Source organism: Paenisporosarcina indica, assembly GCF_001939075.1.
GTDB classification, from domain to species: domain Bacteria; phylum Bacillota; class Bacilli; order Bacillales_A; family Planococcaceae; genus Paenisporosarcina; species Paenisporosarcina indica.
Map to the genome: position 1 here is coordinate 122,945 of NZ_MPTA01000008.1, position 17,437 is coordinate 140,381.

At 40.6% G+C, this 17,437-nt stretch carries 18 protein-coding genes; 7 read left to right on the plus strand and 11 right to left on the minus strand.

What is annotated here, in order from left to right:
* The 3 genes from GY23_RS16540 to GY23_RS16550 are packed head-to-tail and all read left to right on the plus strand — an operon-like array spanning position 1 to position 2,810.
* The gene (locus GY23_RS16540) at positions 1-600 is read left to right on the plus strand and encodes an ECF transporter S component (protein WP_075620292.1); all 600 of its coding nucleotides are present in this window, start codon (positions 1-3) and stop codon (positions 598-600) included.
* Positions 593-2,056 (plus strand): ABC transporter ATP-binding protein, encoded by a 1,464-nt coding sequence (locus GY23_RS16545; RefSeq protein ID WP_245827687.1) that lies wholly within the window; start codon positions 593-595, stop codon positions 2,054-2,056. Before GY23_RS16540 ends, GY23_RS16545 begins: the two co-directional genes overlap by 8 nt.
* Positions 2,049-2,810, plus strand: a complete 762-nt coding sequence (locus tag GY23_RS16550) for an energy-coupling factor transporter transmembrane component T family protein (protein WP_075620293.1) — start codon at positions 2,049-2,051, stop codon at positions 2,808-2,810. The genes GY23_RS16545 and GY23_RS16550 overlap by 8 nt, the downstream gene beginning before the upstream one ends.
* A gap of 182 nt (positions 2,811-2,992) precedes the next feature.
* Here GY23_RS16550 and GY23_RS16555 read toward each other — a convergent pair whose 3' ends face one another.
* Entirely contained in the window at positions 2,993-3,931 is a 939-nt protein-coding gene (locus GY23_RS16555; RefSeq protein WP_075620294.1) for a PfkB family carbohydrate kinase, read from the minus strand.
* Positions 3,932-4,024: 93 nt separating this feature from the next.
* On the opposite strand from GY23_RS16555, the gene GY23_RS16560 reads away from it, so the two are divergent.
* From GY23_RS16560 to GY23_RS16570, 3 genes are all read left to right on the plus strand, one after another.
* Positions 4,025-4,588, plus strand: coding sequence for a GNAT family N-acetyltransferase (locus GY23_RS16560; RefSeq protein WP_075620295.1), 564 nt, complete (start codon positions 4,025-4,027; stop codon positions 4,586-4,588).
* Positions 4,589-4,722: 134 nt separating this feature from the next.
* Positions 4,723-5,607: an EamA family transporter gene (locus GY23_RS16565; protein ID WP_075620296.1), complete on the plus strand. Its 885-nt coding sequence runs from the start codon at positions 4,723-4,725 to the stop codon at positions 5,605-5,607.
* Positions 5,608-5,685: 78 nt separating this feature from the next.
* Complete coding sequence (locus GY23_RS16570) at positions 5,686-6,429, plus strand: FixH family protein (protein WP_075620297.1); 744 nt, start codon at positions 5,686-5,688, stop codon at positions 6,427-6,429.
* A 36-nt stretch (positions 6,430-6,465) separates the two neighbouring features.
* Here GY23_RS16570 and GY23_RS16575 read toward each other — a convergent pair whose 3' ends face one another.
* The 10 genes from GY23_RS16575 to GY23_RS16620 form a co-directional block, all read right to left on the minus strand.
* Entirely contained in the window at positions 6,466-6,657 is a 192-nt protein-coding gene (locus tag GY23_RS16575; protein ID WP_075620298.1) for a hypothetical protein, read from the minus strand.
* Positions 6,658-7,103: 446 nt separating this feature from the next.
* Entirely contained in the window at positions 7,104-7,583 is a 480-nt protein-coding gene (locus GY23_RS16580) for a hypothetical protein (RefSeq protein WP_245827688.1), read from the minus strand.
* 331 nt (positions 7,584-7,914) lie between these two features.
* Positions 7,915-9,915 (minus strand): catalase, encoded by a 2,001-nt coding sequence (locus GY23_RS16585; RefSeq protein ID WP_075620300.1) that lies wholly within the window; start codon positions 9,913-9,915, stop codon positions 7,915-7,917.
* Between the two features lie 300 nt (positions 9,916-10,215).
* On the minus strand, positions 10,216-10,617 hold the full coding sequence (locus tag GY23_RS16590) for a hypothetical protein (RefSeq protein ID WP_075620301.1): 402 nt from the start codon (positions 10,615-10,617) through the stop codon (positions 10,216-10,218).
* Between the two features lie 70 nt (positions 10,618-10,687).
* Complete coding sequence (locus GY23_RS16595) at positions 10,688-12,067, minus strand: sensor histidine kinase (protein ID WP_075620302.1); 1,380 nt, start codon at positions 12,065-12,067, stop codon at positions 10,688-10,690.
* A complete protein-coding gene (locus GY23_RS16600) occupies positions 12,064-12,738 on the minus strand; it encodes a response regulator transcription factor (RefSeq protein ID WP_075620303.1) in 675 nt (224 codons plus the stop codon). The genes GY23_RS16595 and GY23_RS16600 overlap by 4 nt, the downstream gene beginning before the upstream one ends.
* Positions 12,739-12,751: 13 nt before the next feature.
* Positions 12,752-13,570, minus strand: coding sequence for a YihY/virulence factor BrkB family protein (locus GY23_RS16605; RefSeq protein WP_075620304.1), 819 nt, complete (start codon positions 13,568-13,570; stop codon positions 12,752-12,754).
* A 507-nt stretch (positions 13,571-14,077) separates the two neighbouring features.
* Positions 14,078-14,413, minus strand: coding sequence for a GNAT family N-acetyltransferase (locus GY23_RS16610; protein WP_084544166.1), 336 nt, complete (start codon positions 14,411-14,413; stop codon positions 14,078-14,080).
* 110 nt (positions 14,414-14,523) lie between these two features.
* A complete protein-coding gene (locus GY23_RS16615; protein ID WP_139311142.1) occupies positions 14,524-14,691 on the minus strand; it encodes a GNAT family N-acetyltransferase in 168 nt (55 codons plus the stop codon).
* A 197-nt stretch (positions 14,692-14,888) separates the two neighbouring features.
* The gene (locus GY23_RS16620; RefSeq protein WP_075620305.1) at positions 14,889-15,683 is read right to left on the minus strand and encodes a carbon-nitrogen family hydrolase; all 795 of its coding nucleotides are present in this window, start codon (positions 15,681-15,683) and stop codon (positions 14,889-14,891) included.
* An 84-nt stretch (positions 15,684-15,767) separates the two neighbouring features.
* On the opposite strand from GY23_RS16620, the gene GY23_RS16625 reads away from it, so the two are divergent.
* The gene (locus GY23_RS16625; RefSeq protein ID WP_075620306.1) at positions 15,768-16,931 is read left to right on the plus strand and encodes a pyridoxal phosphate-dependent aminotransferase; all 1,164 of its coding nucleotides are present in this window, start codon (positions 15,768-15,770) and stop codon (positions 16,929-16,931) included.
* The last annotated feature ends 506 nt before the right edge of the window (positions 16,932-17,437 follow it).

The following is a 17,437-nucleotide window of genomic DNA, read 5'->3' on the forward strand; positions in this document are numbered from 1 at the left end:
ATGTTGAAATCATGGAAATTGAAAGAAGTTGTCTTGATGTCCGTATTTGCCGTGGTTTTTGCGGTAGTGTATTTGCTTTTTGTTCAAGTCGGTAACATTTGGTCAGGTGTGATTGGTCCCATTGCATTTGAGTGGATATTTGGTATTTGGTTTATCGTTTCAATTATTTGCGCGTACATCATTCGCAAACCAGGAGCTGCTGTCCTTTCGGAAACGATGGCTTCAGTTATTGAAGTCATGATTGGTAATGCAGTAGGTCCTCGCCTGATTTTGTCTGGAATTGTTCAAGGATTGGGAGCAGAGGCGGCATTCGCTGCGACAGGATATAAACGCTATGACTGGTGGGTACTGTGTTTAGCGGGTGTTGGTGCAGCAATCTTTAGTTTTGCTTACGGATTCTTGGTATCAGGTTATTCCGCATTAGATCCTTCTTTATTAGCGTTAATGTTTGGACTTCGTGTGCTGAGTGGCGCAGTAATCTCAGGACTTGGTGGGAAGTATTTATCTGATGGATTGCTAGCAACCGGAGCACTTCGTGGCTACTCCATTTCGAGGGATGTTCCAAAAAAACATAAGATTAAAGGTGAGGTGATTGGTTAGTACCCATTATAAAAAACCGATGTCCCTACCCGTAGCTAAAAACACAATAATCGATTTCAATCAAGTTTCTTTTCAATTTCCAGACGATGAAGAAGCTGTTTTTCAAGACATTTCATTTTCTGTTCAAAAAGGTGAACGAGTCGTTCTTTCTGGTCCTAGTGGCTGTGGGAAAAGCACATTGCTGTATTTAATGAATCGGCTATATCCTTCCAACTGTGATGGTAAACTCAACGGGTCTCTTCAACTCTGGAATAAAGATGCAGCGAACTATGCACCTGGCGAAATAAACGCTCGTATTGCAACGGTGTTTCAAGATCCAGATGCACAGTTCTGCATGCCAAACGTGGAACAAGAAATGGCGTTCACGTTAGAAAACTTGCACGTCCCACGTAAAGAAATGGAAAGGCGCATCACCGAGACACTTGAAATGACGGGTCTTACACCATTTCGAAAAACGACCATTCAAACCTTATCAGGCGGAATGAAACAACGTGTAGCAACCGCTTGTGCGATTTTAATGCAACCAGGGGTTCTACTGCTAGATGAGCCTCTTGCTCATTTAGATCCACTGACTGCTCAGGAGTATGTGGAATGGCTTGATCGATTGCAGTTGTCTCGTTCCTTAACCATTGTAGCGGTCGAGCATCGACTTGATTTATGGGGGCCATTTTTTGACCGTGCGATTCACGTACAGTCCTCAGGTACATACCCTGTTGAAATGAATCCGATGAGATCTAGCATGAATTTCCCTAAACGCACCACTTCCATTCAATCCGTAGTGGCTTTTGAAGCGTGTAACATAAGTGTGCGCATGAAAGAAAAGCAGTTACTCCAAGACGTCTCGTTATGTTTACAGCGAGGAGAAATTGCGATACTTGCTGGGCCAAACGGCAGTGGTAAATCTACATTTTTAAAAACCATATGTGGCATTCTGAAAAAATCGGATGGGCATATACAGTATGGAATTATCTATCCAGGTTACGTTCCACAGTCTCCTGAACATTTGTTTGTCACACAACGAGTTGATGATGAAATTCGCTTTTCCAATCGGACTGATGATGCAACTATTGACGATATAATGCTCCGATTAAGACTAGATGAAATACAGAATGCTCATCCCTTCTCAGTCAGTCATGGGCAAAAAAGGAGAGTTGCCATTGGGGCAATGCTCGCCGATAAGAGGCCTGTTTTATTGCTCGATGAACCGACTTCTGGACAAGATGCTTCTGCACTTCAAGAATTGTTCCATCTGATTGATGAACGGGCAAAAGAAGGATTTGCAATTTTGATGGTGACGCATGACATGACTTTCGCAGCAGCTATTGCAGACACCATTTTCTTATTAAAAAACGGTGAATTGACTGGTCGTTTTGAAAACAATGGTTTGTTGAAGCATGCAGAGGTTTTAAGAGATCACAAATTGGCATCACCGTTTGGAGCGTGTCCACATGTCTAGTCGGACTTGGTTGCATGATATGAATCCCGCTTTAAAGTTTATTCTAGTAGTCATCTCAATGCTTACATTGGCATGGTTTTTTAATCCTTGGACGCCTTTGATATTTTTTTTAGGCATTGTCCTCTTACAGTTTCTTTTCAGCAGGGTGAACTGGAAAATCTGGTTTTTATTGATGATTCCCATCGGATTTACCGCCATCGGCTATTTATGGACAACGTTGTTATTTGCCGCTGATACAACCGGTAACGTCATTTGGGTATGGCGAGGTTTTGAAGTTACGGACGAACAATGGAAAACGGCACTTTCCTTAACGTTCCGTGTCTTCGCTTTCTCTTCCATGTCTTTGCTATTTGCTTTTACAACAGATCCAGTTAAATTTGTTATGAGTTTAATGCAACAATTGCGCCTTTCCCCTAAACTAGCGTATGGCGTAATGGTTGGGTATCAGTTTTTACCCGTTGTAAGAGAAGAGTTTATTCTAATTCGTCATGCACACCGATTGCGTGGAATTGGGAAAGAAAAGCATGCTTGGCAAAGACTATTAGGCATGCGTAGATTGTTGATTCCGTTACTTGCAGGTGCTGTTCGTCGTGCAGAACGATCTGCGTTCGCAATGGAAGCAAGAGGATTTACAGGTGAGCGAAGAACCGTGTATTACGAACCGATTGGCATAGTGGGACGTGATTGGTTGATGACCATTGTTATCATTAGCTTGCTAACCGTAAGTAGCATCGGAGGTTTGTTGCTTTCTTGAAGGTTTGAATGATATTTGAATAGACGAGAATATTCCCACACCTATCCTTTACAAGTTTATTCGGGACAATATGTGATTTAATCCGTTTAGCCCAGGTTTTCCAACTAGGTCAATAAATACAACTAAAAAATTAAAACTATAAAAACGCCCATAGGAGTTTTACTCACATGGGCGTCTTTTTATTACATATTCAAATCTGAAAGTCGTGGCATTGCCGTCAATGCACCCGCTTTGGTTGTAGCCAGAGCTCCGAGACGGTTTGCAAATGTACAACATTCAATAAGAGATTTAATCGTTTTCGGCAATCCATTTAAATGAACATAACGTAAAATCCCCGCCATGAAGGCATCTCCCGCTCCTGTTGTATCAACTGGTACTACTGGTTCAACTGGTACATGTTGTACTTGTCCATTCAACGCGGCGTACGTTCCTTCTTCGCCTGCAGTAACGAGGATAATCGGAATCTCTAAAGGTGCTAGTTTAGCTAACCCGTCTTCCAGGGTCTGCGTTTCAGTCAAAAAGGCTAATTCTTCTCTTGTAAATTTCAACAAGTCGGCATCCTTAAAAAACGAAGATATGGTCTCACGACATTGCTTTTCACTTGACCAACGAAGTGGGCGGATATTAGCATCGAAAGAGAACAAAGCCCCATGCTTTTTCGCAAATTCAACGGCTATTCTTGATGTTTCGAGTGCTTTAGGATGGAAAAGTGTACCCGAACACAAGTTTAAAATAGATGCCTTTTCAAATGCTTCTTCTATTAAATCATCCGCTTCCACTTGAATATCTGGAGCGTCGTCAATATATTTATGGAAGACTCGATCGTTATCTTCCGTTAAATGTACATAAACCCCACTAACGCGTTTTTCGGGTTCAAGTTTTGCGTATTCCATAATGACTTCTTCAAACTTAAGTTCTCCGCGCACGAATTCAGAAGTAGGATCATCCCCTGTAATAGTAATGAACGCAGAAGGTACACCTAACCGAGCAACTCCTACTGCTACATTGACTGTCGCTCCGCCTAAAAACATAGAGAATGACGTATTTGTTCTATCTTCAGCTATATAATCAACAAATGCATCCCCGTAAGTGAGAACGTGGGTTTTATAAGAATGAACCATTTTCATCCCCCTCTTGATTTAGTAGTTCTAGATTACCATGAACCGCAATCTAGAAGGAAAATTTGTTATAGTAGATGCGAGGAGTTGATACATATGAATATACATATACGAAAAGCGGACCCAACGGATGCGCCGGCTGCCGTCCCGTTAATCATAGACGCGATTGGTGACATAGCTGAACAAATGACGGGAGAACAACAACCGGAAGCGGTTGTACGGGAACTAATTGGCTTATTTAAACGAGAAGACAATCGCCACTCTTATTTAACAACAGTTGTAGCAGAACGCGAGGGTGCTGTTGCAGGAGTCATGGTGCTCTACTCCGGAGAAAGCGCTGTTGAACTTGATGGGAATCTAGAGGATTGGTTAAGTATTAAAACAAAAGAAGATATCGAAATTCCACCTGAAGCTCACAGCGATGAGTACTATATTGATACCGTGTGCATTCATCCAGATTTCAGAGGACAAGGCATCGGAACATTATTACTAGCTCATGCAGAAGAAGTAGCACTACAGGCAGGTTTTTCGAAAATTTCTTTGAACGTGGAACTTGAAAAAGAGGCAGCCATTCGTTTATATAAACGTGTTGGGTATCGAGTATCAGAACCATGGATGATTTACGGTGAAAAGTTTCATCATATGTTGAAGTCTTTGTGAAATTTCATGATTAAAGATTGAGTTTTCGTGCAAACTAACTTCCAATGAATCCAAATTTTAACAAGTTGAGTAGATTGTTTATTCCATTCAACAACAAGTGATATACTTCTTGATGGATGAAATGGGGTTATTAAATGAAGAATTGGATGTACCCGATTCTGGTGGTTATTGCGGCCAGTAGTTACGGAATTTTATCAACAATTATTAAACTAGCAATGAATGCTGGATTTACTGCTTCTGAAGCTGTATCGAGCCAATATATAGTAGGTTTTTTTATCGTACTTTTACTATTCGTAGTTACACAACGCAAAATTCCACGCATTAGTGGCGTGAAAACATTGTTGTTAGCGGGATCGTTAACCGCAATTACGGGAACTTTGTATGGTCAGTCAATTGTCTATTTACCCGCATCTCTCGCTGTGGTGATGTTGTTTCAATTCACATGGATTGGCGTGTTACTTGATTGTGTCCTTCGCCGTCGCAAACCTACTCGTGGAGAAGCACTATCGCTCGTTTTTTTATTTGCAGGAACAATATTAGCGGCAGGGGTTATAAATGTTGATCTTAGTGGGATTGCATGGCAAGGATGGGTGTTTGGAATTGCTGCAGCCTTAAGTTTCTCTCTCTTTATTAGAATCAATATGAGACAAATTGAAGGCATGAATTCGACAACTCGATTATTCTTCGTTTCTCTTGTTGCAATGCTTGCCATCTCCATTTTTCAAAATCCTGAAATTGTATGGAATGGACAGTTGTTTGCAGAGGGATTATGGATTTACGGATTAGCCCTTGGTACGTTCGGTATTTTACTCCCGATCTATTTATTCACGGTTGCGGTTCCAAAAGTAGGCGGTAGTATGGCCTCGATTTTAAGTGCAATGGAACTCCCAGTCGCAGTAACAGTTTCTGTGCTGGTTTTAAGTGAACCGATTACATTTTTGCAAATAGTAGGTATCGTAATAATTATTTTCGGCATGATCTTACCAAATCTATTACAAAGAAAACGGTATTACACATAAGTTCCGAGTTCTGTCACAGCTGTTCCTATGTCTTTTTGCTACAATGTCATCAAACAACCGAAATGAGGCGCATGACAAATGAAACGATTTTTGGCAGTAGGATCTATCCTTGTAGCACTTATATTAAGTGCTTGCGGGGAAAATGAAGTACCGAAATCAACAACAGCTGAAGTGCCTGAAATAATAGAAGTAGAATTGACAGTTCCTGAAACAGCAACTGTGGGCAAAGAAGTACCTTTTACTGCTGTAGTAACACAAGGTGATGAACTAGTAGACGATGCAAATGAAGTGAAGTTTGAAGTCTTGAATATAACTTCTGGTGAGAAAGAATTGGTTGAAGCTTCATTAAATAAAGACAAGCACTATACTATTATGTATACCTTTGAAACAAACGGTAAGTATGACATCACTTCCCATGTTACAGCACGAGACATGCATACGATGCCTACAAAACAAGTAACCGTCACAGGCGGAGAAGAGGCTACAGTGACACCTGAAGAACCTTCACATGGTGATGACCATCATCATAGTAACGGAGCTACCATTGAATTTGCTGATGGAACAGCTACTGTTGGAGAGTCGGTTAATCTATTAGCAAATGTTTCACTATCAGACGTCCCGCTTGAAGGAGCACGCGTTAGATATGATATCTCACTAAGCCCCGAAGCCAAACATACATGGCTGGAAGTTCCAGAAAAAGAGCCTGGTGTTTATGAAATCGAATATGCATTTACGGCGCCCGGTACCTATGAAATTGAAGTGCATGTAACAAAAGGTGATGACATTCACGATCATGTCATTAAAACTTATACAGTGAAATAACAAAGTCGCTGTCCTCAAAGAGGATGGCGTTTTTTTTTACTCCTCAGACAATTTAGGCCTTATAAAGTTAATTAATATCACGATTCCGATGATATTCGAAAAAATACTAATACCAATAAGTATTCCCCATAGGATACTAACCGAAGTTTGCATGACTGTAATAATAAGGAAAATAAAACCAATTGCAACAAACGTATAACCTCTATACATATCCTTCAATTCCGGCACCCTCTATCCTCTTAGATTCTCAATCTAAAAACAACCTAATTGTGAAGATTGACCTTTTTTCTTCAAATGCAAAGAGTTACAAAACATTCAGCAGCAATATTCTAGTTCTGCATAGAAACAGCTCTCACTTTTCAATTTACAATCTGCTACTCGGCGTTAAATCGTATTGGTCTTTCTCTGCTCGTTAACTAAATATGTATGTATTGTTCTCACAACTTTTTGATCATAAAATAGTGGCATTATAAAAAACCTTTCTTAACACATTATTCTTGTATCCTCGTACTAATTATAATTCTTTATTATGAAGATAATATTAAATGCATGTGAATTTAACCAAAAATTCAGGTTAATAGTAAAAAGCCTCTCCTCTGAGTAATAAAGAAAAACGCAATCCCTTTTGTTAAGGATTACGTCTTTTACATATTTTTTGATTACTCTGGGTTCCATTAGTCTTGGATAGAATTTGCGATTTCCACAAATACTTTTTGTGTTACTTTATCTGAAATTCTCTGATCAACGGATAGAATATACTGCCATTCGTTTTTCTCGAAAACGAGGAGATGAGATCCTGTCATCCACGTACTAAATATGGCTTCGGTACCATCTTTCAATCGTAATGTTTGGTCAATTTGCTCTTCCTTAAATTCAATCTTGTACTTAATAGGTTTGATATTAATCTTATAGTGATTGATTACTGAGTCTTTGTTTAGATATTGGATTTCAAACTCGTCATTTTCTTCCCCATCATAATCATTAAATCTACCGAAACTGTGGGTGAATGCGACTGGCGGTAGTTGGATAGGTAACGCAATCTCCTGGTTATAATAGTTTTCACTATCCTGCAACGCTTGATGAACTTCCTTATAGCCAATGTCGAAAAATGATTGTTGGAACTGACGATTATCATCATTAGCGTTTGTCGCCAATGCAAAGGTGGAGATATTTATCAAGTTGAATACAACGAAAACTTTTAACATCCTAAAAGGGATCACCTACTTCATACCGATTTGCTGTTATGTTGCCCAAATGACATGAAATGATTCTTCCTTATCTAAAAAGCTATGTTAATTTCCTTGTTGATTTTACTTTTATAGATATGGAGCACATGTTTTAATGCGACGAGAAAAACAGCGGAGGCTCCTGAGGGAAAGCGGAGCTGTTCTGCGGAATATCAACAGCATGATTTAATTTAGCCATGGAAAAAGAGAGACACCCAAAAACTGGATGTCCCTCTCTCTAAATTGTCTTACATTCTGTTTAAACAATCCGACTCCAATGACGGTGAGCTGTGACTGCATGTATGAAACTATCAACCAACCGCTCATTGTCATTGCCAGCAACAACTCCAGGTCCGTCCATTCCAATTAATAGATCCTGTGCAGTCGATGAGGCACCTAAAGCTTTGTAATGATTGTAGGTCTCGGTAAGGTAACGACCTGTCTCTTTCAAGAAAGTTAAGTCTTCACTCACACTTGCCACATAAATGGCGTCAAACAAAACGGGATCTGCCGTTTTGAACGTATGGTCGATTGCCAATTCGCCTAGCGTTCCCAGCTTATTACTGATGATTTCAGGCTTTAGACCCGCCGCTTTAAATGAATAGATTAATTGAAGCAGTTCCACGGAGTCACCTTGTTTATCGACAATGACTCCGACTTTACGGGTATTCGGCTTTTTCACCGTATTTTCCTGACTTAGAGCAGGTGAAGCCTTGGTCACGTCGGAACCCCTGCCCAATGGTGGATTGGCACCGACCGAATCGGCAATTTGAGTGGCCAGATCCAAGTCAACATTTGCGAACATATCGACAGCTTGTTGCTGGACTGACTTGCTTTTGACCTTCCCAATCTCAAAGCTGAAAGCCTCGATTATATGTTGTTTTTCAGGAGGGCTCATACTATTCCAGAAAAGTGTGGCTTGCGAGAAATGATCATCGAAACTCACGCTTCTCCCCCGCACTTTCTTTGCTTCAATTTTCTCTTGATAATGGACGTATCCACCCTCTTCTTCAGAGGATGTAGATGGCGTGTTGTCAGCAAGTGAATTTTTATGGTAACTAACCGGTCCTTTATTGATGGTCATCCGGTTATAGCCGTCCCGTTGATTATTATGGAACGGACAGACAGGACGGTTAATCGGCAATTCGTGGAAGTTCGGCCCTCCTAAACGAATGAGCTGTGTGTCTGTATATGAGAATAAACGGCCTTGCAGCAAAGGATCATTTGAAAAGTCGATTCCCGGAACGACATGCCCGGGATGGAAAGCTACTTGTTCGGCTTCCGCAAAGACATTGTCAACATTTCGATTCAACGTCATTTTCCCAACGATTCTGACAGGTATGTCTTCTTCAGGCCAAATTTTAGTGGGGTCAAGAATATCAAAATCAAACTTGAATTCATCTTCTTCCGCCAATAGTTGAACACCTAGCTCGTACTCTGGAAAATCCCCCGCTTCAATCGATTCCCATAAATCCCGTCTATGGAAGTCAGGGTCTTTCCCTGCAATCTTTTGGGCTTCATCCCAGACAAGGGAATGCACACCAAGAACCGGCTTCCAATGGAACTTAACGAAATGCGCACGTCCTTCTGCATTGATAAATCGGAATGTATGGACACCAAAGCCTTCCATCATACGGTAACTTCGAGGGATGGCACGATCGGACATCGCCCACATCACCATATGTGCCGACTCTTGATTATTGGCAACGAAGTCCCAAAATGTATCATGAGCACTTGCGGCTTGTGGCATTTCATTATGTGGTTCGGGTTTAACTGCATGAACGAAATCCGGAAATTTAATCGCGTCCTGAATGAAAAACACCGGAATATTGTTTCCGACTAAATCATAATTTCCTTCTTCTGTGTAAAACTTTGTGGAAAAGCCTCTCGCATCACGAACGGTTTCCGCAGATCCACGAGAACCTGCAACCGTTGAAAACCTCACAAAAACAGGAGTTTTGACAGAAGGGTCTTGTAAAAACCCAGCCCGCGTGACATCTTGCATGGATTCGTATAATTCAAATTCACCGTGGGCGGCAAACCCTCTCGCATGGACAATACGCTCAGGGATTCGCTCATGGTCAAAATGGGTCATCTTCTCACGGAAATGAAAGTCTTCCAATAAAGTAGGACCACGAACACCTGCTTTTAAGGAATGTTCATCATCCGAAACCCTTAATCCTTGATTCGTCGTCAGCTTTTGACCTCGATCGTCTACTCGAAATTGCTCCAATTGCTCATCTTTGCGGTTTTTCCCCATTCTGATGCCTCCTAAAGTTATTTGAGTAAAACATTTACTCTTTCCTTTACCACTTCAGAGATGGAACAAACCCACAGTTCACCTTTTTTTGAATGACCAATAACGCCGGCAACAACATGGGTCGAACGATAAATGTATCAATCAGTACACCGAACGCCATTATAAAGCCAAACAGTTGCAATTCTAGTACGGATCGTCACCTTTTTTGCAGTTAACACCAATATGGCTAATACACTCCTCACCATTACCCAAACTCCGTGGACGATCATAGTGATTTTTTCTATCTCCACGCAGTTTTCATCAGCTATTCCTCTTACTTGGTTTAATGGCGAATGTTACCGCTACAAACAACGCAAAGCTAATAAGTAATGTGGTTCCACCTACAATGTAAAATACGAGTGAGAACGTTTCAGGTATACCAAAGGGTTGCATAAATTGAAGCCACATTCCAACCGTCAATCCGATTGACCCTAATATGGCGGACCAACCATGGACAGTCACCAACTTCGGATATTTTACTTGATACAGTTTATAAAAAACGCCCCAACTAAAAACAGATAGCCAACCAACCACTAAAATATGTGCATGAATTGGTCGGAACGCGTAAGATCCTGCTCCTGCCATATGTGAACCTAAATATGCTCCAATAATGCCAAAAATCGCGGCAATTCGGATTAAACGAATACTCCATCTCTCTTGCAAGGTTATTTCCCCCTTTCTTTAAGATGATTTCATCTTACCGCGTGAAGATGAACTAAATATGAACGGGATATTACAATTTTGGGAGGGTGATGTGTATAGTCGTGCCTTTACCAACCTTGCTCTGGATTTCCACTAAGCCCCCGTGTTGTTTTACAACTTCACTGACAATCGCTAGTCCAAGCCCTGTTCCTTCCTTTTCTCGAGTCCGAGAGAGATCTGCTCGGTAAAATCGGTCAAAGGCTTTATCGGTTTGTGCTTCCGTCATCCCGATTCCTGAGTCTTTCATAGTAATATGAAGTTCATTTTCCCATTCAAATCCATTGATTTGAATGATTCCGTTCGGTTGATTATATTTCACTGCATTTATTACAATATTTTCCCATACTTGCATCAACATATCCGGATTGCCGTGTGTGACCAAATCAGGCATTTCCACTCGAACATCGAGATTGTGCTCTTCGAAACGCCATTCATTCTGACGTACGGTACGTTCCATCTGTTCTTTAACTGATACTCTTTCAAACTCGAGTTGATAGGATTGATGGTCTAAAGAAGTTAAAACCAGTAATTGTTTTGTTAACGCTGACAACCTTTTACTCTCTAGTTCCACAATGCCAGCATATTTCTCGCGTTCATCTTGTGAGCATGACTCATCAGCAAGTAACTGAGCATACCCTTGAATGTTTTGTAGAGGGGACTGAAAATCGTGCGAAACATGGCTCATAAAGTCTTTACGAATTCGATCATTTTCTTTCAAACGGGTTGACATGGTTTGAAAACTTTTTGCTAGTTGACCGATTTCATCTCTACTTGAAATGTGAATGGGCTCATCAAATTGTTCGCTAGCCATTCTATGCGTGGCTTCTGTTAATAACGTAATCGGTTGAATCATTTTTCTGGCAACTATTAATATAGCAAGCAAACTAAATACGGCCATTGCTGCAGCCAGTCCGCCAAGCAATATATGCACTTCTGTAAATAACATTTTGATGTTAGGGCGAATAAACAAGCCATAACGTTCTCCTCCATACTTAAAGGGAACTCCGACTGTATTGGACAATTCGTTTGAGAAAAAGCCAGTTACAAATGTTTCTTTCGGAAAATCTCGCATGCCATGATAGACTTCTCCATTCAGCAGCGCTTCTTTTACACTTTCGCTTAAAAATGATTCACGAAATGAACCACCATAAAAATCAGCGTCACCCGATTCATTTACCACAAATAATTGGTATCCGGATTGTGCAAATACCTGAAGTGATTTTGCTAAAGAAACGCTTGGATTTTCCTCGATATATGCAGCCATTCCTTTTGCAATCCCCACGTTTTTTGCATCATTCTGCCCTTTTAACTGTTGGTGGTAATATGTATTTACGAGCAAGAATCCAAGTGTGGCACTTCCCAACATAATCACTAACGTGACAACAATAAACTTGCTATACAAAGTTTTCATATGCGTGGCTCCAACTTATACCCAACTCCACGAACCGTTCCAATCTGCACGTCTGGAACAAAATGCATCAAGCGTTCACGCAAGCGTTTGATATGGACACTTAAGGTCTGTTCATCCCCGGCATAATCATATCCCCATACTTTTTCCATCAACACACTTCGTTGAAAAACTACACCAGGATTGGACGCGAGTAGAGCCAACAATTCAAATTCCTTTAAAGGCAACCACTTCGTTTCGACCCCATTTGAAATTTCAAGCCGTTTTCGATCAATAATCAGTGACCCAACTTGCACACGCATCTCATATGGCTGTGCACTGCGTCTTAAAACAGCACCAATTCGAAAAAGTAATTCCTGCGGTTCAAATGGCTTGACGACGTAATCATCGGATCCGGCAAGAAAGCCTTTTTCTTTATCTTCCAACAAGCCTTTCGCTGTTACTAAAATAACAGGAAGATCAAACTCATCTTGAATTTTTTGGGTCAATTCAAAACCGTCCATGCCTGGCATCATTACATCGACAACAACGACATTGGGCCATACACGGGGAATTAAAGTAAGTGCCGATTCCGCGTTTGTTGCTTTTTCCACTCGGTACCCTGCTTTGGTTAAATGAATACTCATAAGCGTTAAAATATTGGGATCATCATCCACAAGTAAAATTGTGCGCACCTGATCACTCCTTTCATTTCGCTCGTGGATACCGAATTTTTCGTACTTCTGCAATTAACAAGCCCGACAATAAAATCACGACTGCAGTTAAGTAGAACCATAACACGAGGATAATGATCCCTCCAAGCTGACCGTATAGTCGACTATAGTTAACCTGAGCTACGTAATCTGCGAACAACAGTGATACCACCTGCCAACCAATTGCTGAAAATAATGCACCAGGCCATACATCACGAAAAGTGAGCCGTTTGTTTGGGACGACTTTATAAAAGAGCAGAAAAAATAGAAACAAAAATAATGAACCAAGTCCCCACTTTACTTTTGGCCAAACGTAAATCCATCCTTGCCAATCCTCAATCGAACCTGCTCTAGAGACAATCCAATGTAAGCCTTCTTCAATAAACGGCAAAAATAAGGATAATGGTACAAGCATCATAAATAAAAGTGTTACGCCAAGGTCACGTATTAAATTTTTCCAATAAGGTTGTGTGCTTTTGATCCCATTTGCTTCATTTAATGCACGTGCAAGTGCTTGCACAGCCATTGAAGAGACCCAAAATGAAGCAATCAAACTGAGCGATAACACATGTCCTTTACCCGCTGATAAAATACTTGTGACATTGTCTTCAATAAATGCAAATGAATTACCTGGTGCAAACGGTCTTAAGAAGTTTAGCAATTGCTGCTCATCTACTGGAAAAAAGCTTACGAGCGACAAAATAAAAATAAGGAATGGGAATACGGATAAGAGAAGATAATATGCTGTTTGTGCCGCTTCATCAAAAAACCGTTCCGCAAAAAATCGCTTAATCACGCGTGTAACGACCCTCATTTATACCCCTCCAAGCTTATTCTTATTGTCATTCTCACCAAAGTATGTGGATTTCGGCAAGAAAAAAACCCATACAAATTGTACCGGGTCTAGTTCTTATCTGACTTTATTGATTTACAAGTCGTTGTAGTTCCAGTTTGTGCATGACTTTGGTTACTTCAGTTGCTGTAATTGTTCAATCCGTAACAGATGTAAACACCATCTTCTGTGTAATTTAAAATGATGAGAGTCCACAGCTAGCGGTTTAACATCCACTTTGGTTTTCCAAATCCTTCGAAATCAGCATCATCTTCTGCACGTGGAAATTAACCTGCTCCAATCGATTGGAACACTGAATTTTTCATATAGTTGTGACGTCTCTTTCTAACACAGTTTACGGTTCTGAATTTGGATGCAGTTCTCTTTACTTTAAATCTTTTAAATAAATTCCATATGTTTTCCATACTTTAAAATCTAGCTTCTCGTAAAACTCTAATAAAATCGTCCAATACTGATTGTCTGGATGTTTCATTTTTCTAAATAAGCCATTGCAGCTTGTACAATCGCTAAACCATATCCTTGCTTTTGTTCATCCTCATCAATTCCTAATGGACCAATCCCGCCGGTTTCATGTTTGAATAAAGGACTCCAATAAACGTTCTGCGCAATTGACGGTGAGTTACTATCATTTATTCTACAAAATCCAATGATTCTGCCCTTCTTTTTCAGAATAACAAATTCTCGTCCGTCCCCATTCATTTCAAAGTACTTAATCGCTTCAGACACCCATCTGCCTGGAAAACACCTTTCCAAAAATGAAATAAGTTCATCTTTTTCTTCTTTTACAAGTAGCGAAAATGTAATGGAGTCATTATCTGGTGAGGTATATTTTTTTCCAAGTGATTAATTAAATCATATGTGTCTAACTTTTTAGTGTAGCCATTTTTTTCTGCCCACTTTTGTACTTCTTTATATTAGTCAGGTATGCCCGAAAAATAGTGAAAAGGGTCGCCAGCTAATTGCATCACCTCAATGCCATTCTCCTTTAAATCTGCCTCTGCAAGTTTAAGTAGCATTGTTCCAATACCTTTTCCACGATGGTCACTGTCTACTAAAAGCACTTTGTCCCTCCAATAATTAATGTTATTTTCCGAACGTCTCTTCCCTTCGTTTAATCAGATCATCTTCTATACCATCGCTCGATTGGACAAATTGGCTTGTCTTTGGGAGTTGTATTTTCAATTTTCAGTATCTTACATCTTCAACAGTTGTGTTATTTTTATAGGCAAGAGCTGCTGTAGTACCTGCCCACTGACCTAGAATCATAAAATCACTACTACTAATTTTTGAACAATGGGCGATAAAGTGCAGGCCGGCGATCTTCATATACCGGTATTCGTGTGCGGACCTCATCCACTTCTGAAAAATCCACATCAATCAACGCGTACTGTTCATCTTCAGCGCCGGTCCACAACACTTTTCCCCATGGCGCAATAATCATCGACTGTCCATTAAACTGATTATTGGGGTCAGCACCTGTTCGGTTGACTGCAATCACGAAACATTGGTTTTCGATCGCTCTTGCTTGAAGTAGAACTTTCCAATGGTCAATACGTGTTTCTGGCCACTGTGCCGGTATAAAAAGTACTTTCGCACCAGCAAGGGCATGTGCACGCAACCATTCTGGAAACCTAAGATCATAGCATATAACCCCACCAGCTCGAATAGAACCGATTGTAAAAATATTTTCTTTATTCCCAGCTTGTAAGTAAAGATGTTCATCCATCAAACGGAATAAATGTGCTTTATCGTATTCCGAAATCAACTCACCTAGATTATTATAAACATACATCGTATTGTAGAAGCTGGCTCCTTTCTTCGTAGAAACCGAACCACCGACAATGTGTATCTGATGACTTTGTGCTAATTCAGAAAGAAATTTTTTCGTGCGTACTCCTTCACGATCGGCAAGTTGCTCCAATTCAGTTAATGCATACGCGGTATTCCACATTTCAGGTAGCACCACAAGCTCTGCACCGTCATTTACTGCCCGTTCAATCAAGTTTTGAACAGCTTTAAAATTTATTTCTGGCTCAGCAAACGCTACGTCAAGCTGAATGCATGCAATTTTCATAAGACACCACCTGTAGACAAGATAAAGAAAACATTATAAGATTTGGCAGACGATTGCAACTATTATAGAAAAAGAGGATCTATTATGGAACTTTCAAAGAAACTACAACAATTACCCCCACAGTTTTTTGCATCACTTGTTCAAAAAGTAGGGATAGCGGTGGCACAAGGTCGCGATATTATCAATTTGGGACAGGGAAACCCAGACCAACCAACACCCCCTCACATTGTAAAAGTATTGCAAGAATCCGCTGAAAATCCGATTACACATAAATATTCACCGTTCAGGGGAATCAGTGAGTTAAAAGAAGCTGCAGCAAATTATTATAAACGCGAGTACAACGTTGAAATCGACCCATCCACTGAAGTTGCTGTTCTTTTCGGCACCAAAATTGGACTGGTTGAATTGCCAATGGCTGTCCTGAATCCTGGTGATTTAATGCTCCTACCAGACCCTGGTTATCCAGATTATCTATCAGGCGTAGTGATGGCTGATGTGCAATATGAAACACTGCCACTTAAAGTCGAAAACAACTTTCTACCAGACTACTCCTTGCTCTCTGAAGAAATGAAACAACGTGCCAAGCTGATGTATTTGAACTATCCAAATAACCCTACTGGAGCAACGGCAGACATCGGATTCTTTAATGAAACGGTCGCATTTGCAAAAGAAAATAACATTGCCGTCTCACATGACTTTGCATACGGTGCAATTGGATTTAATGGTGAGAAACCCGTCAGTTTCCTACAGGCAGAAGGTGCCAAAGATGTCGGAATTGAAATGTATACACTGTCGAAAACATACAATATGGCAGGGTGGCGTGTTGGATTTGCGGTAGGAAATGCACAAATAATTGAAGCATTGAACTTGATTCAAGATCACTTATTTGTAAGCCTTTTCCCAGCAATACAATACGCTGCTGTCGCTGCATTGAATGAAAACCAAGTATGTGTGGATGCGTTAGTGGATCGTTATGAAAGCCGTCGGAATGTATTTATTCATGCATGCAATCGTATCGGATGGCATGTGGAAGCCCCTAGAGGTTCATTCTTTGCCTGGTTACCCGTTCCGAATGGATATAGCAGCCAAAGTTTCGCTGATAAACTCTTAGACGAAGCAGACGTAGCTGTAGCTCCAGGGAATGGATTTGGTGAATATGGAGAAGGCTATATTCGAGTAGGTTTATTAGTAGATGAACACCGATTAGAAGAAGCGGTTGATCGCATCGGGAAGTTAGGGATTTTTTAAGAATTGTGCACACCATTCAGATTGGTCAATCAAACTAGTGCACTATCAATCAGATTTACCATTTTATCAATCAAACTCATCTCATTATCAAGTACACTTGCTGAAACGTTTTTTTTCATAAGGCCTGCTTTTAAATAATCTCACTAACAAAAAAACAAGCCATACAGCTTCAGCTGCTTGGCTTGTTTGGGGTTAAGTTTTTAAGAAGAAAGTTGGTTATCTTAGAAGCTCTAAACGATTCTCTTTCCGCTAAGCCCCTGTTCAAATCCTCTTAATAACACAAAAAACCAACACTCCTAAGGGTATCGGCTTTCTATCTGCCAAGCGACGTCCTACGCACACAAGGGGAACTCCCAACTACCATCGGCGCACGAGCTTAACTTTCGTGTTCGGGCTACGAAAGACGATGAACGGTAGAACTTCGTCAACCATAGATCTTCGATTCTCGCGTATGTGATACGCTCCGAGTCTCTTCCATTTGTTTCCTCGAACTCTTTGTTCCTCCT